Origin of the sequence: Microbacterium rhizomatis, assembly GCF_008710745.1 — a bacterium.
GTDB classification, from domain to species: domain Bacteria; phylum Actinomycetota; class Actinomycetes; order Actinomycetales; family Microbacteriaceae; genus Microbacterium; species Microbacterium rhizomatis.
On the sequence record NZ_VYSA01000002.1, the window covers coordinates 1,043,011 to 1,063,885 of the forward strand.

The 20,875-nt window shown below is 67.9% G+C and carries 19 protein-coding genes; 10 read left to right on the forward strand and 9 right to left on the reverse strand.

The genetic code is table 11. The features are described from left to right. Positions 1-80: 80 nt before the first annotated feature. The 6 genes from F6B43_RS13150 to F6B43_RS13175 all read left to right on the forward strand — a co-directional run bounded on the left by F6B43_RS13150 (position 81) and on the right by F6B43_RS13175 (position 6,469). On the forward strand, positions 81-836 hold the full coding sequence (locus F6B43_RS13150; RefSeq protein WP_150449363.1) for a PIG-L deacetylase family protein: 756 nt from the start codon (positions 81-83) through the stop codon (positions 834-836). Continuing rightward, the gene (locus tag F6B43_RS13155) at positions 833-1,537 is read left to right on the forward strand and encodes a 4-carboxy-4-hydroxy-2-oxoadipate aldolase/oxaloacetate decarboxylase (RefSeq protein WP_150449364.1); all 705 of its coding nucleotides are present in this window, start codon (positions 833-835) and stop codon (positions 1,535-1,537) included. The genes F6B43_RS13150 and F6B43_RS13155 overlap by 4 nt, the downstream gene beginning before the upstream one ends. Next, positions 1,530-2,594: a PrpF domain-containing protein gene (locus tag F6B43_RS13160; RefSeq protein WP_246159937.1), complete on the forward strand. Its 1,065-nt coding sequence runs from the start codon at positions 1,530-1,532 to the stop codon at positions 2,592-2,594. Before F6B43_RS13155 ends, F6B43_RS13160 begins: the two co-directional genes overlap by 8 nt. A 33-nt stretch (positions 2,595-2,627) precedes the next feature. Continuing rightward, positions 2,628-3,596, forward strand: a complete 969-nt coding sequence (locus F6B43_RS13165; protein ID WP_150449365.1) for a VOC family protein — start codon at positions 2,628-2,630, stop codon at positions 3,594-3,596. A gap of 171 nt (positions 3,597-3,767) precedes the next feature. Then, the gene (locus tag F6B43_RS13170; RefSeq protein ID WP_150449366.1) at positions 3,768-5,255 is read left to right on the forward strand and encodes an aldehyde dehydrogenase family protein; all 1,488 of its coding nucleotides are present in this window, start codon (positions 3,768-3,770) and stop codon (positions 5,253-5,255) included. A gap of 68 nt (positions 5,256-5,323) precedes the next feature. Continuing rightward, entirely contained in the window at positions 5,324-6,469 is a 1,146-nt protein-coding gene (locus F6B43_RS13175; RefSeq protein ID WP_246159938.1) for an MFS transporter, read from the forward strand. A gap of 209 nt (positions 6,470-6,678) precedes the next feature. Here F6B43_RS13175 and F6B43_RS13180 read toward each other — a convergent pair whose 3' ends face one another. The 9 genes from F6B43_RS13180 to F6B43_RS13220 all read right to left on the reverse strand — a co-directional run bounded on the left by F6B43_RS13180 (position 6,679) and on the right by F6B43_RS13220 (position 16,581). Continuing rightward, positions 6,679-8,166, reverse strand: a complete 1,488-nt coding sequence (locus F6B43_RS13180) for a benzaldehyde dehydrogenase (RefSeq protein WP_150449368.1) — start codon at positions 8,164-8,166, stop codon at positions 6,679-6,681. A 59-nt stretch (positions 8,167-8,225) separates the two neighbouring features. Then, a complete protein-coding gene (locus F6B43_RS13185) occupies positions 8,226-9,152 on the reverse strand; it encodes a sugar phosphate isomerase/epimerase family protein (protein WP_150449369.1) in 927 nt (308 codons plus the stop codon). A 19-nt stretch (positions 9,153-9,171) separates the two neighbouring features. Continuing rightward, complete coding sequence (locus F6B43_RS13190; protein WP_150449370.1) at positions 9,172-9,951, reverse strand: SDR family NAD(P)-dependent oxidoreductase; 780 nt, start codon at positions 9,949-9,951, stop codon at positions 9,172-9,174. A 104-nt stretch (positions 9,952-10,055) separates the two neighbouring features. Then, positions 10,056-11,048, reverse strand: coding sequence for a sugar ABC transporter substrate-binding protein (locus F6B43_RS13195; protein WP_150449371.1), 993 nt, complete (start codon positions 11,046-11,048; stop codon positions 10,056-10,058). Between the two features lie 74 nt (positions 11,049-11,122). Next, positions 11,123-12,118 carry an ABC transporter permease gene (locus tag F6B43_RS13200; RefSeq protein ID WP_150449372.1) on the reverse strand — a complete coding sequence of 332 codons (996 nt, stop codon included), beginning with the start codon at positions 12,116-12,118 and terminating at the stop codon, positions 11,123-11,125. After that, the gene (locus F6B43_RS13205) at positions 12,102-13,640 is read right to left on the reverse strand and encodes a sugar ABC transporter ATP-binding protein (RefSeq protein ID WP_150449373.1); all 1,539 of its coding nucleotides are present in this window, start codon (positions 13,638-13,640) and stop codon (positions 12,102-12,104) included. Before F6B43_RS13205 ends, F6B43_RS13200 begins: the two co-directional genes overlap by 17 nt. Next, positions 13,637-14,707 (reverse strand): zinc-dependent alcohol dehydrogenase, encoded by a 1,071-nt coding sequence (locus F6B43_RS13210; RefSeq protein WP_150449374.1) that lies wholly within the window; start codon positions 14,705-14,707, stop codon positions 13,637-13,639. Before F6B43_RS13210 ends, F6B43_RS13205 begins: the two co-directional genes overlap by 4 nt. Before the next feature lie 30 nt (positions 14,708-14,737). Then, positions 14,738-15,703, reverse strand: coding sequence for a transketolase family protein (locus tag F6B43_RS13215; protein WP_150449375.1), 966 nt, complete (start codon positions 15,701-15,703; stop codon positions 14,738-14,740). Beyond that, the gene (locus F6B43_RS13220; protein WP_150449376.1) at positions 15,703-16,581 is read right to left on the reverse strand and encodes a transketolase; all 879 of its coding nucleotides are present in this window, start codon (positions 16,579-16,581) and stop codon (positions 15,703-15,705) included. The genes F6B43_RS13215 and F6B43_RS13220 overlap by 1 nt, the downstream gene beginning before the upstream one ends. A 261-nt stretch (positions 16,582-16,842) precedes the next feature. On the opposite strand from F6B43_RS13220, the gene F6B43_RS13225 reads away from it, so the two are divergent. The 4 genes from F6B43_RS13225 (at position 16,843) to ligM (ending at position 20,797) form a co-directional block, all read left to right on the forward strand. Continuing rightward, positions 16,843-17,412, forward strand: a complete 570-nt coding sequence (locus F6B43_RS13225) for a MarR family winged helix-turn-helix transcriptional regulator (RefSeq protein ID WP_150449377.1) — start codon at positions 16,843-16,845, stop codon at positions 17,410-17,412. 215 nt (positions 17,413-17,627) lie between these two features. Then, positions 17,628-18,434 (forward strand): methylenetetrahydrofolate reductase, encoded by an 807-nt coding sequence (locus tag F6B43_RS13230; RefSeq protein WP_150449593.1) that lies wholly within the window; start codon positions 17,628-17,630, stop codon positions 18,432-18,434. A 12-nt stretch (positions 18,435-18,446) separates the two neighbouring features. Further along, on the forward strand, positions 18,447-19,331 hold the full coding sequence (purU, locus tag F6B43_RS13235; protein WP_150449378.1) for a formyltetrahydrofolate deformylase: 885 nt from the start codon (positions 18,447-18,449) through the stop codon (positions 19,329-19,331). Positions 19,332-19,384: 53 nt separating this feature from the next. Continuing rightward, the gene (gene ligM / locus F6B43_RS13240; protein WP_150449379.1) at positions 19,385-20,797 is read left to right on the forward strand and encodes a vanillate/3-O-methylgallate O-demethylase; all 1,413 of its coding nucleotides are present in this window, start codon (positions 19,385-19,387) and stop codon (positions 20,795-20,797) included. Positions 20,798-20,875 lie beyond the last annotated feature (78 nt).

A 20,875-nucleotide genomic window follows, 5' to 3' on the forward strand; every position in this document is an offset into this window, starting at 1 on the left:
CAGAATTGTAACCAAAATCTTGACCATTCCGCCAGGGGTATGGTTCGCTGTGATCATCGCGTCAGACAGGAGTCCTTCACTTGCCCGGTACAGCTCCCTCGCTGCTGGTGGTCAGCGCTCACGCCGGCGACTTCGTCTGGCGCGCCGGCGGCGCGATCGCAGCCGCAACCCTGCGCGGTGAGCGCGCGACAGTGGTGTGCATCTCGTACGGCGAGCGCGGCGAGTCGGCGAGCCAGTGGATGCAGGGCAAGACGCTCGACGAGATCAAGGACATCCGCCGCGACGAGGCGTCTGCCGCGGCATCCGCCCTCGGAGCCGACATCGAGTTCCTGGATGCGGGGGACTATCCGCTGCGCGAGACCCCTGAGACCGTGGCCGCCCTGGTGGACGTGTACCGGCGCGTGCAGCCCACCGTGGTGCTGACCCATCCGTTGTCCGATCCGTACAACGGCGACCACCCGGCCGCGGCGCAGATGGCGCTGCAGGCGCGGGTGCTGGCCCAGGCGATCGGAGTGGCGAACTCGGACGGGTCGTACCCGACGACAGACGAGATCATCGGGGCTCCGCCGGTGTTCTTCTTCGAGCCCCATCAGCCCGAGCAGTCCGACTTCAAGCCGAACGTGCTCCTCGACATCACCGCCGCCTTCCCGCTCAAGCAGAGGGCGATGCAGTGCCTCCCCGCGCAGAAGCACATGTGGGACTACTACACCTCCCTCGCCGTCCGTCGCGGCGTGCAGGTCAAGCGCAACGCCGGACCCAACCTCGGCCTGCCCGTCGAGACGATGGGCGAGGCGTACCAGCGGTACTACCCGCAGGTCACGGACGTGCTCGCGTGACCACGCGACCCGTCGTCGTGACGGACATCGCGCGCGCAGAGCCCGCGGTCGTGGACGCGCTCGCCGAGTTCGGCTCGGCGACGGTGCACGAAGCGATGGGCCGAGTCGGTTACGCCGGTCCGCGCATCCGTCCGATCCAGCAGGATGCCGTGATCTCGGGCAGCGCGATCACCGTGCTGGTCGCACCCGGCGACAATCTCATGGTGCACGCGGCGATCGAACAGGCGCAGCCCGGCGACGTGATCGTCGTCGTTCCGCTGACCGATTCCCCCTTCGGCTTCATCGGCGAGCTCATGGCCACGCAGATGCAGGTGCGCGGCGTGCGGGGGTACGTCACCTCCGGCGGGGTGCGCGATACGGCTGAGCTGCGCCGCATGGGATTCCCGGTCTGGACCGCGTTCGTCAGCGCGCAGGGAACGGTGAAGGACACCGCCGGTTCGGTGAACGTACCCGTGGTCCTGGACGGAGTGGTCGTCAACCCGGGCGACGTCGTCGTCGCCGACGACGACGGCGTGACGATCGTGCCGCGCACGATCGCCGAGGACGCGCTCGAGGCATCCCGCGCCCGCGCAGCCAAGGAGGCGGCGAACAGGGCGCGGTACGCGGCGGGTGAGATCTCGATGGACCTGAACGAGCTCCGCCCCGTGCTCGACGGCCTCGGCGTCTCCTACATCTCGCAGGCGGACTACGACGGTGACTGATTCCGCGACCGACGGCATCCGCTGCATGCTCCTGCGCGGAGGCACGTCGAAGGGCGCCTACTTCGTCGCCGATGACCTCCCGTCCGCTCCTGACGCGCGCGACGACCTCCTGCTGCGCATCATGGGCTCGCCCGATCCGGCGCAGATCGACGGACTGGGCGGCGCGCATCCCCTCACGAGCAAGGTCGCGATCGTGTCACGGTCGACGGAGCCCGGCGTAGACATCGACTACCTGTTCCTGCAAATAGGGGTGGACCAGCCGACCGTGAGCGATGCGCAGACGTGCGGCAACCTGCTCGCCGGCGTCGGACCGTTCGCCGTCGAACGGGGCCTGTGGTCGCCCGACCCCGAGCGCACCACCGTGCGCATCCGCCTGATCAACACCGGCGACCTCGCGATCGAGACGTTCCCCACACCCCACGGGCGGGTCGACTACGACGGCACGGCGGCGATCGACGGCGTGCCCGGCACGGCCGCCGGCATCCGGATCGAGCTCGGCGGCCGCGCACTTCTTCCCACCGGAGCCGCCGCGGACGAGATCGACGGGCACACCGTCACCCTCGTCGACAACGGCATGCCGGTCGTGCTGCTCCGGGCAGACGAATTCGGCGTCTCGGGCGACGAGAGCGCGGACGAGCTCGAGGGCCGCACGGCGCTGAGAGAGGCGGTCGAGCGCATCCGGCTGATCGCCGGACCCCGGATGGGACGGGGTGATGTCGCGGAAGCGACGGTGCCCAAGATGTTCCTCCTCTCGCCGCCCCGCCATGGCGGTGCGATCTCGACGCGCGCCTTCATCCCGGCCCGCGTCCATACCTCGATCGGCGTGCTCATGGCAGCCTCCGTGGCCGCCGGCATCCAGATCCCCGGCGCGGTCGGCGCCGACATCGCCGACATCGGAGCCGACGGCCCGTACGGCATCGAGCATCCCGGCGGGATCTTCCCCGCCGACGTCGCCGTGCACCGCGGCGCCGACGGCACCTGGACGGCGACATCGACCTCGCTCCGCACCGCTCGCAAGATCTTCGACGGCGTCGTCTTTCCACGGCCCCGCCTCTAGCATCCGTACATCCGCACCCCCGGAGGAACCCGAATGACCGACTACACCTCGTTCGACGTCGCGCACATCGGCAACGTCGAACTGCTGACGCCCACGTTCGACAAGAGCCTGTGGTTCTTCCGCGATCTGCTGGCGATGCGCGTCGTCGCCGAATCGGGCGATTCCGTCTACCTCCGCACGTGGGACGAGTACCAGCGGTACACGATCAAGCTCACCGCGTCGGCCGCGGCAGGCGTCGGGCGCACGACGTTCCGCACCTCCAGCCAGGAGGCCCTCGAACGCCGAGTCGCCGCCATCGACGGCTTCGGCCTCGGCGAGGGCTGGATCGACGGCGAGGAGGGCACCGGCCCGACCTACGCGTTCCGCGATCCCGACGGGCACGCGATGGGGATCTACTACGAGACCGAGCGATACGTGGCGACCGACGACAAGCCCGCGCTCAAGAATCAGGCGTCCGCGTTTCCGGGCCGAGGGGTCAACGCTCGACGCCTCGACCACATCAACTACCTCGCGAAGGATGTCGTGGCCAACGGCGAATTCATCGCCGCCGCCCTCGGCGGACGCGAGAGCGAGCGGATCAAGATCGACACGGCCGAGGGCGAGCCCGCCGCGTACGCGGCGTGGTGGTTCCACTTCAACAACAAGTCGTACGACGTCGTCTACTCCGATGACTGGACCAAGCACGGCAACCGGCTGCACCACATCGCCTTCGCCCCCGACACCCGCGAAGACATTCTCAAGGCGGCCGACATCTTCCTCGAGAACGGCATCTACATCGAGTCGGGGCCGCACAAGCACGCGATCAACCAGACGTTCTTCCTCTACGTGTGGGAGCCCGGCGGCAACCGCATCGAGTTCGCCAACGCCGGCGCCCGCCTCCTGCTCGATCCCGATCAGCCCGTCGTGGAGTGGACGGCGGAGGAGCGCAAGAAGGGCCAGGCGTGGGGCATGAAGACGATCGAGAGCTTCCACACGCACGGAACACCGCTCGTCGAGCAGTAAGACGCCATATGGGTTTACAGGTAAACAGGACTGAACGTACACTCGACGCGAGCGGGTAGCCGCTCTTGTCAGAACCCGAACCAGACATCGACGCAACACAGCCATCAGGGCAACAGAGCCATGAGGGCAAATAGAGCAATCAGGGCAAACACAGAGAGGTGCTTGATCTTCATGAGTGGAACATTGGAGACAGTCCGCACAGGACTGTACATCGGAGGCGAGGAGCGTTTCACCGACGCCACCCTCGACATCGCAGACCCCGGCAAGCCGGGTGTCATCGTCGGCCGCGCCGCGGCGGCGAGCACAAAGGACGTGGACGACGCGATCGCCGCAGCCAAGGGAGCCTTCCCCGCGTGGTCGGCGCTCAGCGCGACCGAACGCGCTGCCAAGATGGCCGAGGCCATCGCCGGCATCGCGGACGATCGCGATGAGGATGCGGCGATCCTGTCGCAGGAGAACGGCAAGATCCGCTTCGAGTCGTGGGTCGACGCGCTCGTGTTCGAGATCCGCTGGAACCTCGCGCTCATGATCGCCGACGAGGTCGACACCGGAAAGGTGCTGCCGGTGGCCCCCGGCATCCCCGTCGAGACCACCGTCGCCTACCAGCCTCTCGGGGTCGTGACCGTCATCGTTCCGTTCAACTGGCCCATCGCGATCCTCGGCGCCGCCCTTCCCCACGCGCTGCTCGCCGGCAACACCGCGATCGTCAAGCCGCCGCCGTCGGCGCCGCTGGCCACGACCCGTGTCGTGCAGCGCATCGCGGAGAAGCTGCCGGCCGGGGTGCTGAACGTCGTCACCGGCAAGGACGCCGACATGCCCGCCCTGATCTCGAGCGACGACATCGCCAAGGTCTGCTTCACGGGTTCGGTGAACGGCGGCAAGCGCATCATGGAGATGGCCTCGAAGTCGCTCACCCGCGTGACCCTCGAGCTCGGCGGAAACGACGCGGCGATCTTCCTCGAGGACGCGATCCTCGACGACGCGCACCTCGACCGCATCTACGCCGCGGTGTTCGACACCACAGGCCAGATCTGCATGAACGCCAAGCGGCTGTACGTGCACCGCTCACGCCTGGACGAGCTGGTCGACGGCATCGCCGCCCGCCTCGACAAGGCCGTGATCGGCTACGGCCTCGACGAGGGCACCACGATGGGCCCGCTGCACTCGCCCGTGCAGAAGGCCTTCGTCGCCGACATCATCCAGGAGGCGAAGGATGCCGGCGCCGACGTGCGCGAGTACGGCGAGCTTCCGGGCGGCGACCTCGCGGGCGGCAACTTCCTGCGGCCCGCCATCGTGGTCGATCCCGACCCGTCGCTGCGCGTGGTCACCCAGGAGCAGTTCGGCCCCGTCATCCCGATCATCCCCTTCGACACGGAGGACGAGGCGATCGCCGCGGCCAACGACACGTGGGGCGGCCTGTGCGGCTCGGTGTGGACCGCTGATGTGGATGCCGCGAACCGCGTCGGAAGCCAGCTCGTCTGCGGATACGTCTGGGTCAACGACCACGGCGCGACCCGTCTGGACCTGCGCGCGCCGTTCGGCGGCATGAAGCAGTCCGGCTTCGGGCGCGAGCAGGGCATCGAGGGCATCCGCGCCTTCCAGGACACCCGGTCGATCGCCCACATCGACGCCGCGGCCCTCGCGGCACAGGCGCACTGACGATCCCCGCACCCACCGACGAAGCAGGCGCGACGACGAGCTCGTCGCGCCTGCTTCTCGCGGTCGCGGTGCTGCTCATCGCGCTCAACCTCCGACCGACGATCACCGGGGTCGGCCCGCTGCTCTCGCAGATCTCGGCCACGCTCGGCACCACCGAGGCGGCCCTGGGTGCTCTGGCTGCCGTGCCGCTCATCGCCTTCGCGGTCATCTCACCGTTGGCACACGGGCTGAGCGCCCGATTCGGCATCCCCCGCACCGTGCTGTGGTCGCTCCTCCTGCTCGGCGCCGGCACCGTGGTGCGATCGCTCCCGGGTCTCGTCGCCAACCTGTGGGTGGGCACGGCGCTGATCGGAGCATCCATCGCCATCGTGAACGTCCTCATGCCGGCCGTGATCAAACGTGATTTCGCCGACCGCGTGCCGGTGATGACCGCGGTGTTCACGGCCTGTCTGTCGGGAATGGGCGCGGTGGCGTCGGGGATCGTCGTGCCGATCTCGCTGATCCCGGTCGGCGGCGAGGCGCTCGGGTGGCAGGCGGCGCTGCTCTGGACCGGCGCCCTCCTCCCCTTCGCCGTCGTCGCCTGGATGCTGTCGATGCGCCGTCAGCCGCGTCACGAGAAGCCTGCGCAGCGCACCGCCGCCGTGGGCATCTGGCGCGACGGGCTGGCCTGGCAGGTGCTGCTCTACATGGGCCTTCAGTCGATGACCTTCTACATGCTCGTGACCTGGTTCGCACCCATCGCGCAGTCGCTCGGCCGGAGCGAGGTCGTCGCCGGCATAGACGTCATGGTCTACCAGCTGTTCTGCTTCGGCGGATCCCTGGTCGTGCCGCTCCTGCTGCGCGGGCGGTTCGGTCGCTACGCGGCGGCGTGCATCCCCGCGCTCACGCTCCTCGGGATCCTCGGTCTCATCGTTGTCCCGGACCTCTTCACGGTATGGGCGATCGTCTGCGGAATCGGGTGCGGCGCGGCGCTCGGCATGTCGCTGAGCCTGTTCAGCCTGCGTGCCCGGACCCATCAGGCGGCGAGCGCCCTATCGGGCATGGCGCAGTCGGGCGGCTACCTCATCGCCGCGGCGGGCCCGATCCTGTTCGGCTCGCTCGTCACGCTGAGCGGCGGGTGGCTCGCCTCGCTGATCCTCGTCGCGTTCGTGCTGACCGGACAGCTGGCCGTCGGCCTGTTCGTCGGCCGTGACCGCCACGTCCTCGACTCCTGACCCCCACTCTTCTTCACGCCTCGACCCTCCCGCCCCCCGCACACGCCGAACCACCCCCTTAGCGCCGAACCGCCCCCTCGCGGCCGCACAACACAAGGTTGGCTCGACAACACAGGGTTGGCTCGACAACACAGGGTTGGCCGCGCAACACAGGGGGGCTCGACGGGAAAGGGCGGGTCGGCGACGACGAATGCCGAGGCCGAACGGGGTCAGAGCGGGTACTGGCCGGGCTCGCGGCGCATCGTGATCCAGCGCGTCTCGGTGAAGGCGTCGATGTTGGCCTGCGCGCCGCCGTGCCGCGAGCCGGTCCCCGACGAACCCGTGCCGCCGAACGGAGCGTTCGCCTCGTCGTTGACCGTCTGGTCGTTGATGTGAACGATGCCGGTCGGGATCTGCTGCGCCATCTCGAGTCCTGCGAACACATCCGCCGTCACGATGCCGAGCGACAGTCCGTATTCGGTCTCGGATGCGAGCGCGACAGCCTCGTCATCGGTGGCGAACGACACGACGGATGCCACGGGCCCGAACACCTCGTCGCAGTATGCGGCGGCATCCCTCGGCGTGTGGGCCAAGACCGTGGGACGGTAGAAGAGGCCCTCGTACGTTCCGCCCGCGCGCAGCTCGGCGCCCTGGGCCACCGCATCCTGCACCAGCGTGTGCACGCGGTCGCGCTGCACCTCGTCGATGAGCGGACCGAGGTGCACCTGGCCGGCCGCAGGATCGCCGACATGCATCGACTCGGCCTTCGCCGCGAGCTTGTCGACATACTCGTCGAACAGCGACTCGTGCACGATGTGCCGGCCGACCGTCATGCAGATCTGCCCCTGGTGGAGGAAGGCGCCCCACGTGGCCAGATTGACGGCCTTGTCGACGTCGGCGTCGCTCCGGACGATGTAGGCGGAGTTGCCGCCGAGCTCCAAGTGCGCGCGAGTGAGATGGCGTCCGGCCGCCTCACCCACCGCGCGCCCCGCGCGCGTCGAGCCGGTGAACGCGATCACCCGCACGCGCGGATCCGCGATCATCGCCTCACCGACCTCCGCGCCGCCCGGGACGAGCTGGAGGAGGCCGGCGGGCAGACCCGCCTCTTCGAAGATCCGCACCATAGAGACGCCGCCGGTGATGACCGTGCGCGGGTCGGGCTTGAGCAGCACGGCGTTGCCGAGCGCCAGCGCCGGGGCCACGGCCCGGATGCCGAGGATCAGCGGCACGTTGAAGGGTGAGATCACACCGACGACCCCGACCGGGATCTGCTGGGCCAGCGAGAGACGCGGCTCCTCACTCGACAGGATCGAGCCCCGGGGCGCGGAGGGAAGAGCGGATGCCTCGTAGCACTCGGATGCCGTGACGTGCAGCGCGAATCCGGCCAAGGGCGGGATGGCCCCGACCTCGCGGATGTTCCAGCCGCCGATCTCGTCGGCGTACTGCTCCCAGAGCTGCCCCGCCCGGCGCAGCACGGCGGACCGGGCAGGGTGCGGCAGTGCCGCCCACTCCTTCTGCGCACGTGCGGCGCCCTCGGCCGCGCGCGTGACATCCGCGGCGTCCGCGATCCCCACCATCGCGAGCGTCTCCCCCGTCGCGGGCTCGATCGAGGGGATCTCTCCCCCGCCGCCGGTCACCCATTCGCCGTCGATGAAGATGCGGCCGGCGAAGACCTCCGCGTCCAGAAGAGTGGCGGCGTTGTCGGTGAGGATGCTCATGGGTGACTCCTTCGTCTGGTGGTGCGTCGGGTTGGTTCGTCTGTTCGTTCGCTCGGCGGCTAGACGGATGCGCTGCGCGAGAGGCGCTGCGCGCGCCGGCCCACGGTGCTCATCGACCACCCGCGCTGGATGACCCGCATCGCGTCGGCAGCGAGCGCCCCTCCATCGTCGTACGGCGCCCGCCAGATCGCCAGCATGTCGGCAGCGAACGGGGGAAGGATCGACCGGGTGAACGCCTCGACCCCCCATCGGCCGTCGTATCCGTCGTCCAGCGCCGCCCGCACGACCTCGGCGATGGGCACGGCGCCGGTCTCGAGCATCCCGCGCCCGGACTGGCCGAGCTCGAGGAACGCGAGCCTGGGCAGCGCGGTCCGGATCGCCTCGGCGATGTCGGACTCCTCCACCGCCATGTGGAACGTGTCGAGATGGATGCGCAGGTGCGGCGATCCGCTCAGCTCCACGAAGTCCATCGCCTGGGCCGCGGTGTTGAGGAGCGAGGTCTCGTACCGGTTGAGGACCTCGAACGTCATGGCGACACCGCGATCATGCGCGTAGTCGGCGACGGCTCCCACCTCGCGGGCGGCACGTTCGACCGCGGCCAGCGGAGTGGCTGTTCCGGGCGGCCCGAACGGCCCGTAGGGCACGCCGTTCATCTGGTCGCCGCCGAGCTCGACGGTGAGATCGACCACGGCACGCAGGACGGCCGCGCCGGCGGCCCGCTCGGCCGGATCGGCGGATGAGACGTCCGCCGACCCGCCCTGGCCCCCGGCGATCGTGATGGGCGCCACGCCGTGGTCGGCGAAGATCGCGCGGAGGAGCCGCGCATCCGTGGCCGCCGGGTCGAGCGGGGGAAGGACCACGCGCGTATACCCGTGCCCGGCGAGCAGATCGAGCGCCGCGGGAAGGTCGCCGGCGCCGGCGTCGGGCAGCAGCACGTTGAGGTGGCAGGCGACGTCGAGGTTCGGACGGAGCGGTTCGAGTGTCATGCGCGGCTCGGTCCGCCGGTCAGAATGTGGGCAGGTCGAGACGCTGCTTGAACACGGAGTAGCCGTCGTCGACGCTGACCACCGTGCCGTTGATGACGTTCGCCTCGTCGGAGGCGAGGAAGGCCACCACGTTCGCGATCTCTTCGGGCTCGGTCATCTTGTTGCGCAGCTGCTCGGCGGCGAAGGTCGCCTTGAGCTCGTCGCTGAACTGGTTGATGATGGGCGTGCCGACCCGGCCGGGAGTGATGGCGACGGCGCGGACGCCGAACTGGGCGAGTTCGTATGCGGCCGAGCGCGTGAACGAGATCACGGCGGCTTTGGCCGCGCTGTAGGTGAACGACAGCTCGGCCGCCTGCTCGCCGTAGATCGACGACGTGCTGATGATCACTCCGCCCGTGCCCTGGTCGCGGAACTGTCGTCCTGCCGCCAGGATGCCGTAGTAGACGCCGTCCTGATCGATGCGGATCATGGGCGCGTAGTCGACCGCCGGGTCGTGATCGAGGAGCGGTTTTCCGCCGGCGATCCCGGCGTTGTTGAAGATCACGTCGAGCTTGCCGAATACGGCGACGGCGTGCGCGACGGCCGCTTCGACCGCCGCGAAGTCCGAGACGTCCACCTGAACGGCCGAGACGGGGGCTGATGCGCTCGTGGTGAACTCGTCGGCCACCGCCTGCGCGGCAGCCAGGTTGATGTCGGCGACCACGACGCGGGCACCCTCTTGCACGAATTTGCGAACGGTGGCGTAGCCGATCCCGCTCGCGCCACCGGTGATGATGGCGACCTTGCCTTCGAGGCGCATGGCGAACTTCTTCCTTGATCGAGGGGGACGGTCGGATCAGACAGTCCGATGGAACCCGTGGGGCGGGAGGACTCCCGCCCCACGGGCGAACGAGCTTCGTACTGCTAGCCGGCGAGCTTGTCCGACGGCGTGATGGTGCTGGCGTTGCTCTTGTCGACGAGGGTCGTGGAGACCGCGTCGAAGTTCTTCGCCGGCATCGTGCCGTCCTTCTGGTATGCCGTCATCGCCGCCATGAGAGTGTCGAGGATCTGCGGCCAGGGCTGCTCGACCGTTGCGAGGAAGGCGCCGCCCGCCTCGATCTGCGAGATGGCCTCACTGGTGGCATCCACGCCCGTGACCTTGGCCGACGAACCGGCCTCGGTCACGGCCTGCGCGGCGCCGAGGGCGGCGTCATCCCAGCCGACCCACACGGCGTCGAGGCCGTTCGGGTGCGCCGAGAGGTAATCGGCCACCAGGGCGAGCGCCTCGGTACGGCCCGTGGCGGGCGACTTGACCTTCTGGATGTCGCCGCCGGCGATCGTGGCGCCCGCATCGGTGAAGGCCTTCTCCGCCAGGCTCGCCCGCAGCCGGATGCCGGGGTGCGGGTCGTGACCGATGACCATGACGGTCTTGCCCTTGAGGCCGCCGATGGCCTTGTCGAGGGCACCGACGGTCTGGTCGACGATCCCCTGCTGGTCGGTCGTGACATTCAGGGCGAACGCGTCGTTCGCCTCGGTGGCGCTGTCCATCGCGAACATCGGGATGCCGGCATCCTTCGCCGCCGTCACGATCGAGCCGATCGAGGCCACATCGGTGTAGCCGTCGAAGATCGCGTCGGCGCCCTGGCCGATCGCGCTCTCGACCTGCGGGTTCATCTTCTGGAAGTCGAAGTCGCCCTGGATCATCGTGAGGTCCCAGCCGGCTTCCTTCGCCTTCTCGGTGACGGCCTTGACCCACCAGGCGCCCACCGGGGTCTGGTTGCCCGATGTGAAGGCGATGACTTTGAACGGCTTGCTCGAATCGCCGCCGCCGCTGCTCGAGCCACCCGTCGAGCATCCGGTCAGTGCGAGCGCGGCAACGGCCGCGACGGCCAACGCCGCCTTGATTCTGGGTCGCATGTTAACTCCTTTGTTGTGATTGCGTTTTCTTGGAGAGTCCGGTCGGTGCCGGCTCGTGGGGAGGACGGAAGCCGCTATCGCTCCCGCGTCTTCAGGGACGAAAGGGTCACGGCGGCGATGATGATGAGACCAGTGACGACCTGCTGGACGTAGGAATTCACGCCGAGGATGTTCAGTCCGTTGCTCATGACGCCGATGATCGCGACGCCGACCATCGTTCCGACGATGTTCGCGGCGCCGGAACGCACGACCGTCATCCCGAGGAAGACCGCGGCGACGGAGAAGAGCAGGTTGTCGGAGCCCTGCACGGCACTCGCACTGCCCAGCCGGGCGGCGAGGAGGATGCCGCCGATCGCGGAAACGAATCCGGCGACCGTGAAGGCGAGCAGCCGGGCACGACGCACGTTGACTCCCGAGAGGCGCGAGACCTCGGCGTTTCCGCCCGTCGCGTACCAGCGGCGACCCAGGGTCGTGTAGCGCAGGACGAACCACAGGATCACCGAGATCCCGATCGCGAAGAAGACCGGCAGCGGGATCTGCAGGATGCGTCCCTGGCCGAGGTTGTTGAACTCCGGGGGCAGGTTGAACAGCGTCGTTCCGGCGGTCACGAGGTACGCGAGCCCGGTGACCGATGTCAGCGTCGCCAGGGTGGCGACGAACGCCGAGAGGTTCAGGTAGGCGATCAGGAGGCCGTTCGCAAGGCCGATGAGCAGGCCCACCACGAGCCCCGCGAGGATCGCCACCGCGACCGGCACGCCGCTCAGCATGAGTGATGCCGATACGGCGCCCGCGAGTGCGGAGGTCGCCGCGACCGACAGGTCGAAGTCGCCGACGACCATCACGAGCGTCTGCGCCCCTGCGATGATCGCGAGGATCGCGACCTGGTACAGGATGTTCCGCACATTCGTGAACGTGAGGAAGACGTCCGGTCTCATCACGAAGAAGAAGGCGATCAGCACGATCAGCGCGAGCACGGTTCCGCTCGACAGCAGCCGCTGCCCCACCGAGCGACGCGGAACGGCCAGGGTGTCGGTCGTATCCTCCAACCCCGGGTTATGCGTCGTGACCATTCGAATCCACCTTTCCGTAGCAGTAAGCGAGCAGGACCTCTTCGTCCGCTTCATCGGCCTGCACCGCGCCCGAGATCCGTCCCTCGTGCATGATCAGGATCCGGTCGCACATTCCGATCAGCTCGGGCAGCTCCGAGCTGACCGCGATCACGGTGGTGCCGTCGGCGACGAGCGCGCGGATGAGGCGATAGATCTCCGCCTTGGTGCCCACATCGATTCCGCGCGTGGGCTCATCCATGAGGAGCACTTTCGGCTTTCGGGCGAGCATCTTGGCCAGCACGACCTTCTGCTGGTTGCCGCCCGACAGCTCTCCGACGAACTGGCGCGAGCTGCGTGCCTTGATCTGCAGGTCGAGCATCCCCTTGCCGACGATGTCGGAGATGCGCGCGTTCGAGACGACCCCCATCGTGCTGATGGCCGGGATGTTCGCGAGGGCGACGTTGTCGCGGATCGTCGCGCCGAGGATCACGCCCTGACTGCGACGCTCTTCTGGCACCAGCGCGATCCCGGCGTCCAGTGCACGTCCGACGCTGGGTGCACGCGTCAGGACCGTGTCGCCGACCGAGACGGTTCCGCCCGTGTGACGCTGTGCGCCCGCCAGGAGCCGGAGCAGCTCGCTGCGACCGGAGCCGGCGAGACCGCCGATGCCGAGCACCTCGCCGCGATACGCCGAGAACGTCACGTCCTTGACGCGTCGGCCGTCGAGGCCGTCGACCGCGAGCGCGACGGTGGTGACGTCGGGAGTCCCCCGCGGCGGGTACAACTCTCCAGCCGATCGCCCGACCATCGTGGAGATCACTTCATCGATGTGCGAATCGGCGACGTCCTTCGTGATGATCGTCTCGCCGTTGCGCATAATCGTGAGGCGGTCGCACAGCTCGAAGACCTCCTCGAGACGGTGTGAGACGTAGACGATCGCCACGCCCTCGTCGCGCAGCCGGCGGAGGACGCTGAACAGCTCGGTGATCTCGGTATCGGTCAGCGACGCGGTCGGCTCGTCGAGGATCAGCACGCGCGCGTCGGTCGCGAGCGCGCGGGCGAAGGCGACCATGGTCTGCTGGACGGGCGAGAGCTCGCCCGCGAGCCTGCCGAGCGGAATCCGCTGGTGGATGCGGTCCAGCTGCTCTCTCGCCGTGCGGCGGAGGGTGCGCCACTGGACGATCCCGCCGCGGCTGGGGGTCTCCTCGCCGAGCAGGATGTTCTCGGCCACGGTCATCGAGGGGATGACGGAGAGCTCCTGGTAGAGCGCGACGACGCCGGCATGCTTGGCCACGCGCACGTTCGCGAATTCGACCTCGTCGCCGTTGCGCCGGAGCGTGCCCGCGTCGGGCGAGTAGATGCCGGTCAGGATCTTGATGAGGGTGGATTTGCCCGCGCCGTTCTCCCCCAGCAGCGCGTGGATCTCGCCGGGGTTCACGGACAGGCGCGCACCGTTGAGCGCGTGCACGCCGTCGAACCGCTTGACGATGTCGTGCGCCTCGAGCGCCGGGAGCGTCGCGCTCCGTACGTCGTCGATCGTCATGACAGCATCCCTTCGTCAGCGATGTCGTTGCACCGGATGACCACCTTCGGGTAGCGCCCGCTGATGTGCATCTCGAACGCGTCGGTCGCGTCTTCGAGGTCGAACACGGACTGCGTCAGCTCGTCCAGCTCGAGGTGCGGCAGGATCTGCAGCGCCCGCGGGAACGCGTACGGCGAGACGAAGACGCCCGTGAGGGTCAGTTCCTTCAGATAGAGGTAGTCCGACAGGTTCAGCGGCATCTCGAAGTCGTGCGGGTACATCGCGCCGTAGATCACCGTGGCACCCTTCGCGGCGATGTCGAGCAGCCCGCGGACCGCACGCGGCGACCCGGATGCATCGATCACGACGTCGAAGCCCCGACCCTCGGTGATCTCGTCGGTCCGTGCGCGCTGGTCCTCGCCCACCGGGTCGATGACGTGCTCGGCGCCGTGCCGGCGTGCCATCTCTCGTCGCTCGGCGATCGGCTCGATCAGCGTCAACGATGTCGCGCCGTACATCTTCATGACCTGGAGGGCGAGCTGACCGATCGGCCCCCCGCCGCAGATCGCGACACGGTCGCCGACCCTGATGCGCGTCTTGTCGGCGATGCGGACGGCGACGGATGCCGGTTCGAGCAGGCAGCCGTGCAGCAGCGACACGGAATCGGGCAGGCGGTACACCTGCGACTCGTGCCACGTCACGGTCTCGGCCATGCCCGGACGGTTGTAGTCCTGGATGTGCTCGCAGAACTGCTGCCTGCCCGCGCGGCACGGGGTGCACGTGCCGCAGAACCGCAGGAAGTTGCCCGCGACGCGGTCGCCCACCTGCAGCCCCGTGCGATGCGCACGCTCGCCGAGCGCCTCGATGACCCCCGACAGCTCGTGCCCCAGCCCGATCGGCACGTCGGTGCCGAAGAAGCCCTCCGCGAGGTGCGGATCCGAGCCGCAGATCGCCGAGTAGGCGACCCGGATGCGCACGTCTTCGGGGCCGAGCGGCTGGTCGGGGAAGTCGACCACGCCGATGCGCCCGCGCGCATCCTCGTCGGGATCCCGCAGGCTGCCGATCTTCGTGACGGCGACAGTTCTCATTCGTCTCTCCGTTGAGCGATGGGGGGTGGGTCAGTCGCCCGCGGCGATGACCCGGCGCGTCGCGGCGATGGTCGCCGACAGCCCGTAGCCGTACTTGTCGCGCAACTGCTCGTCCTCGCCGAACCCGGCGTACACCTGCGGAATACCGAGTCGCTCGAACGCGGTGAGGTGGATGCCCCGGTCGGCGACGACGTCGGCGACGCGCGATGCGAGCCCGCCGTAGGCGAGGTGGTCCTCGAGGACGACGAACCGGCCGCCCGTCTCCTCCGCGCACTGCGCGATGAGGTCCTGGTCGATGGGCTTGAGGGTGAACATGTCGACCACGCGCACGGAGTAGCCCTCCCGCTCGAGCTCTTCGGCGGCATCGATCGCCTGGGCGACGACCGTTCCGTGCGTGAAGATGGTGGCATCCGTCCCCTGCCGCGCGACGATGCCCTTCCCGATCCGGATGTCGTGCTGACCCGGCTCGTAGAGCACCTTGTCTTTCTTGCCGACCGCGAGCCGGATGTAGATCGGCCCCGCCATCGACATGGACTGGCGGAGGATCTCGCCGACCATGAGCGGGTCGCCGATGGATGTAACCGTCATGTTGGTGAGCGCGCACATGAGGGCGAGGTCTTCGACCGCGTAGTGCGTCGAGCCGCCGTTGCCGACGAGTCCGCCGTGTGTCCCGATGATCTTGACGGGCAGGTTCGGATAGCAGACGTCCGTGCGGACCTGCTCCAGCGCTCGCATCGAGAGGAACGGCAGCATGCCCGAGACGACCGGGATGTTGCCGTCGTACGCGAGTCCGGCGGCGATGCCGACGCTGACCTGCTCGGCGAGCCCCACGTCGAGGAAGCGCTCGGGGAACTTGTCGCGGAACTCGACCAGGGTCGCCCCGATGTCAGGGGTGATGACCCAGAGGTTGGGGTGCTCGTCGCCGAGTTCGGCGAGGGTCGACCCGATCACCGAGCGGGCACCGAGGAACTCGCCGAAAGTGAAAGTAACGGGCATCAGACGCTCTCCTTCGTGCGGGATGCTTCGAGCGCGGTCATGGCGCGCTCCAGGTCTGCGGCGCCGAGCGAACCGGCATGCCAGGCGAGATTGTGCTCCATGAAGTCCACGCCCTTGCCCTTCACGGTCTCGCAGATGATCACCGTGGGGCGGTTGCTGTCGGTTGCGGGCAGGGCATCGATCGCCTCGACGAGCTCACCCATGTCGTGGCCGTCGATGTGCACGACGTTCCACCCGAACGCCGCCCACTTGTCGGGGTAGGGCTCGAAGACGACGCGTTCCTCGGCGAAGCTCGTCATGAGCTGGCGGTTGCGGTCGACGAAGGCCACCAGATTGCCGAGCTCGTTGCTGCGAGCGGCCATCGCGGCCTCCCACACCGATCCCTCGCCGGTCTCGCCGTCGCCCAGCAGGCACACCACGCGGTGCGACTCGCCGCGACCGCGGGCGCTCAGCGCCATGCCCACCGCGATCGGCAGGCCGTGCCCGAGCGAACCGGTCGAGCACTCGACACCGGGCAGCTGCACCTTGCAGGGGTGCATGCCGTAGGCCGAGTCGAGCTGCCCGTACGTGTCGAGGATGCCCTCGTAGGAGAAGAAGCCGCGCATCGACATCGCGATGTACATGCAGACCGCCGCGTGGCCTTTGCTCAAGACGAATCGGTCGCGCGACGGATTCCTGAGGTCTGTCGGGTCGACGTGCAGGCCGTAGTGGAAGAGTGCGGTGAAGATGTCGGCCGCCGACAGGTCGCCGCCGATGTGCACGGCCCCCTCGTACGTCCCGCACAGGTGGAGCAGCTTCGATCGCAGCTCGAATGCCAGGTCTTCCAGCTCCTGAACGGTATGCGGACTCTCGGTCGCCTGCAGGCTCTGGTCGCCCATCACATGCCTCCTCGTCGTCTGAATTCGTCGACGAGACACCGGCACTGTGCGGTCTCCGTCGACATTCGCTTGTGGTCCGATCCGGTGATCCGGACTCCGACGTGGTGACAGTAACACGGCTTGTTTTACAAGTAAACAGGAATGTACATAAACTTGTTTAAGGATGCTGTTTCCCATCGCACTGCCGCAGGGACAAGCCGCAGAGGAGCTCGATCGCGTGACACGAATGGCCGTGGCTAGACTCGCTTCACAGATTTCCCCATGATCCGACGCTGGATGGGAGTGCGGTTGACAGGCGACCTGGGCGATCCGGGCGGGCCCGTCTTCGTCGACGCCGCGGAGGTCATCACGACGCCTCTGAAGGACGTCGTCGACACCGAGAACTTCACGCCTCGCCTCCTGCACCTGATCTCGAACGCGCTCGTCTGGCGTGAGTCGAGGCTGTTGCGCAGCGAGTTCAACCTGGGCACCAACGACTGGCGGGTGATCTCTGCGATCTCGATCCGTCCCGGTGCGACCTCCACCGACATCTCGGAGTTCGTGGCGATGAACAAGGCGATCGTGTCCAAGAGCGTGAACACCCTGATCGCCCGAGAGCTCATCGTGCCCGCGGATGGCAAGCGCGGATCGCGACACCTCTACCTCACCCGTGCGGGCGCGGAGATGCACGATCGGATGAAGCCGATCTCGCTGCAGGGTCAAGAGATCGTCCTGGCCGACCTGACACCCGATGAAGTCGCTCAGTTGAACCACCTCCTCATCCGCCTCCTCGAGCGGACACCGGATCTGTCTCCGGCACCCGGAATCGCCCCTGAGTCGGAGCAGGCCTGACCGCGTAGCACTGTGCGGAGTCGGCCGGCGCTCGACGGTGAGCATCCATTTCCGCAGTTTACCTATGGACATTCCCTATGTCTGTAGGTATCTTCAGATCGGAAGCGCAACGATGCGCCCGCTGAGAGCGGAAAGGACCTCGATCAGTGGCACACACGACCCCCGCACCCGATAAGGCTGCAGCGCGAGAGCTCATCTCGGACTTCTCGCTCGAGATGACCGGCAAGGATGTTCCTGCGCTGCTCGAAGCGAAGGACTCGATCCCGCTCGGCACCCGGATCAACGTCACGTTCCTCGGCAACGAGGATCTGGAGATGCGCGTGTCGGCCGCCAAGACCGTGCGCGAGCTCGGTTTCGTGCCGGTGCCGCACATCTCGGCACGCCGTCTTCAGTCGCGCGCGCAGCTGGAGGAGTTTCTCTCCGCGCTGCAGGACGTCGGTGCCACGGAGCACGTGTTCGTCGTCGGCGGCGACCCGACGACGCCGGAAGGCCCCTACGAGGACTCGTTCGACGTCATCCGGACCGGCCTGCTCCCCGAGTACGGCGTGCGGCACGTCAGCATCGCGGGATACCCCGAAGGCCACCCCGACATCTCCGGAGAGAAGCTCTGGAAGGCGCTCGACGACAAGTCTTGGTCGCTGCGCGAACAGGGCCTCGATGCCACGATCCTGACCCAGTTCGCCTTCGACACCGATCCGGTGATCACCTGGATCGATGCCGTGCGCGCTCGCGGGATCGACACGCAGATCCGGATCGGCACCCCCGGCCCCGCCGGCATCAAGCGCCTGCTCGGCTTCGCGCGCCGATTCGGGATCGGTGCGAACGCCATGATCGTGAAGAAGTACGGCTTCTCGCTGACGAACCTCATGGGCACGGCCGGCCCCGACACCTTCGTGACCGACCTCTCAGCGCTGCTCGCGGCAGACCCGGGTGTCGGCACCGTGCGGCTCCACTTCTACACTTTCGGCGGGCTCAAGGCGACAGCCGACTGGGCGCGCGCGTACGCCGCCACCCAGTCCTGACAGGCTTGTCTCATGACTGTCCACACCACCGCGCTCGCAGATCGCGCCTGCCTGATCGTCCATGGCCCCGACCAGCCGGGCATCGTCGCCGCCGTGACGGCGCTGATCACCCGGAACAAGGCGAACATCGTCAGCCTCGACCAGTACTCCGATGACCCCGAGGGTGGCCACTTCTTCCAGCGATTGGTCTTCCACCGCCCGGAGCTGTCGGCCGTCATGCCCGACATCGAGGCCGACCTGCGGACGACCCTCGAGCCGTACGGGATGACGTGGCAGCTGACCGACCAGTCGATCCCCAAGCGGATGGCGATCCTCGCCTCCACGTCCGACCACTGCCTCCTCGAACTGCTGTGGAGACACCGTCGAGGCGAGCTCAACGTGACGATCCCGATGGTGATCTCCAATCACACGAACGTGGCAGAAGATGTGCGCTCGTTCGGCATCCCGTTCTTCCACGTGCCGTCGCAGGGGCCGGACAAGTCCGAAGCCGAGGCGAAGATCCTCGAGCTGCTCATCGGCAACACCGATTTCGTCGTGCTGGCGCGCTACATGCAGATCATCTCCGAGGACTTCCTCGACCGCGTCGACGTGCCCGTGATCAACATCCACCACTCGTTCCTCCCCGCGTTCATCGGTGCCGCCCCCTACCGCAAGGCCAAGGAGCGCGGCGTGAAGCTGATCGGCGCGACATCGCACTACGTCACGAAGGAACTCGACGAAGGTCCGATCATCGAGCAGGACGTCGCCCGCGTGAATCACACGATGACCGCCGCCGACCTCCAGGCGCGCGGCGCCTACGTCGAACGCGCCGTGCTCTCGCGCGCCGTGCAGTGGCACGCCGAAGACCGCGTCATCCGGCACGGCAACCAGACCATCGTCTTCACCGACCGACCCTGACGGGGGCGCCTCCGAGGCATCCCCGTCGCAACAAGAGAAATCAGAGGTTCACCGTGGCACCCAGGAATCTGCAGGACGTCATCGACGCGGCGGGAAATCCCGTCGAACTCCTGCGCAACTCGCAGATCGGCTCGTACATCTACCCGGTCGTGCCGGCCGACTTCCAGAACTGGATCAAGGAGCAGAAGGCGTGGCGCGACACGGCCGTGCTCTACGACCAGTCGCACCATATGGACAACGTGTTCCTGAAGGGCTCCGACGCCATCAGGCTGATCTCCGACACGGCGATCAACTCGGTCGCGAACTTCCCCGTCGACAAGGCGAAGCAGTACGTCCCGACGACCGCCGCCGGCCACGTCATCGGTGACGGCATCCTGTTCCGCGAGGGCGAGGACGAGTACACGTACGTCGGGCGGGCACCGGCGTCGAACTGGCTGATGTTCCACGCGGAGACGGGCGGGTACGCGAACCTGGACGTCACGGTCGACCGCCGTTCCCCCTCGCGCCCCTACGGGCACGAGGTCTCGCGCCAGTACTACCGGTTCCAGATCCAGGGCCCGAACGCATGGCAGGTCATCGAGAAGCTCAACGGCGGCCCGCTCGAGCAGCTCCGCTTCTTCACGATGTCGACGATGACGATCGACGGCACGACCGTCCGCACGCTCCGCCACGGCATGGCCGGCGCTCCCGGTCTTGAGGTCTGGGGGCCGTACGCCGACCACGACCGCATCTGGACCGCGATCGTGAACGCGGGGGCCGAGTTCGGCCTCGTGCCCGTCGGCTCGCGCGCCTACCCCTCCAACACGCTCGAGTCGGGCTGGATCCCGTCCCCGCTCCCCGCGATCTACACGGGCGCCGAAGAGCAGGCCTACCGCGAGTGGCTCCCGGCCGATGGGTACGAGGCGACCGGCACGCTCGCCGGGTCGTTCGTGTCGGACGACATCGAGGACTACTACCTCACCCCGTGGGAGCTCGGCTACGGCTCGTTCGTGAAGTTCGACCACGACTTCATCGGTCGCGACGCCCTCGAGAAGATCGACCCGGCATCGCAGCGCAAGAAGGTCACCCTCGCGTGGGACGCCGAAGACCTCGGCAAGGTGTGGACGTCGCTGTTGAACGTCGACGGACCCAACTACAAGTTCTTCGACCTGCCGCTGGCCAACTACGGCTCGGCGAACTACGACTCCGTCGTGGATGAGGACGGGACGGTCGTCGGCTACTCGATGTTCACCGGGTACAGCGCGAACGAGCGCAGGGGCCTGTCGCTGGCGACCGTCGACCCGAACGTGCCGGAGGGAACCGAGCTCAAGGTCGTCTGGGGCGAGCCGAACGGCGGCACCTCCAAGGCGAGCGTCGAGCCGCACGAGCAGACCGAGGTGCGGGCGGTCGTGAGCCCCGTCCCGTACTCCACCGTCGCTCGCGCGACCTATCAGGGCGGGTGGCGCACGCAGTACCAGCCCGCTTAGGTCATAGGCTCGAGGGGCTCGCACCGGTCAGGTCCGCCTGATCCGTGCGAGCCCCTTGCGCATTCCTCGAGATCACCG

Excerpts from the sequence above, each read along its gene's own strand:
- F6B43_RS13185 (WP_150449369.1), bottom strand. The coding sequence starts at position 9,152 with ATGACACTCGAACCGCTCCGTCCGAACCTCGACGTCGCCTGCCACCTC.
- purU (WP_150449378.1), top strand. The coding sequence starts at position 18,447 with ATGACTGTCCACACCACCGCGCTCGCAGATCGCGCCTGCCTGATCGTC.
- F6B43_RS13165 (WP_150449365.1), top strand. The coding sequence starts at position 2,628 with ATGACCGACTACACCTCGTTCGACGTCGCGCACATCGGCAACGTCGAA.
- F6B43_RS13220 (WP_150449376.1), bottom strand. The coding sequence starts at position 16,581 with ATGGGCGACCAGAGCCTGCAGGCGACCGAGAGTCCGCATACCGTTCAG.
- F6B43_RS13200 (WP_150449372.1), bottom strand. The coding sequence starts at position 12,118 with ATGGTCACGACGCATAACCCGGGGTTGGAGGATACGACCGACACCCTG.
- F6B43_RS13195 (WP_150449371.1), bottom strand. The coding sequence starts at position 11,048 with ATGCGACCCAGAATCAAGGCGGCGTTGGCCGTCGCGGCCGTTGCCGCG.
- F6B43_RS13170 (WP_150449366.1), top strand. The coding sequence starts at position 3,768 with ATGAGTGGAACATTGGAGACAGTCCGCACAGGACTGTACATCGGAGGC.
- F6B43_RS13205 (WP_150449373.1), bottom strand. The coding sequence starts at position 13,640 with ATGACGATCGACGACGTACGGAGCGCGACGCTCCCGGCGCTCGAGGCG.
- F6B43_RS13215 (WP_150449375.1), bottom strand. The coding sequence starts at position 15,703 with ATGCCCGTTACTTTCACTTTCGGCGAGTTCCTCGGTGCCCGCTCGGTG.
- F6B43_RS13225 (WP_150449377.1), top strand. The coding sequence starts at position 16,843 with ATGATCCGACGCTGGATGGGAGTGCGGTTGACAGGCGACCTGGGCGAT.
- F6B43_RS13190 (WP_150449370.1), bottom strand. The coding sequence starts at position 9,951 with ATGCGCCTCGAAGGCAAGGTCGCCATCATCACCGGTGGCGCGAGCGGG.
- F6B43_RS13230 (WP_150449593.1), top strand. The coding sequence starts at position 17,628 with ATGACCGGCAAGGATGTTCCTGCGCTGCTCGAAGCGAAGGACTCGATC.
- F6B43_RS13210 (WP_150449374.1), bottom strand. The coding sequence starts at position 14,707 with ATGAGAACTGTCGCCGTCACGAAGATCGGCAGCCTGCGGGATCCCGAC.
- F6B43_RS13180 (WP_150449368.1), bottom strand. The coding sequence starts at position 8,166 with ATGAGCATCCTCACCGACAACGCCGCCACTCTTCTGGACGCGGAGGTC.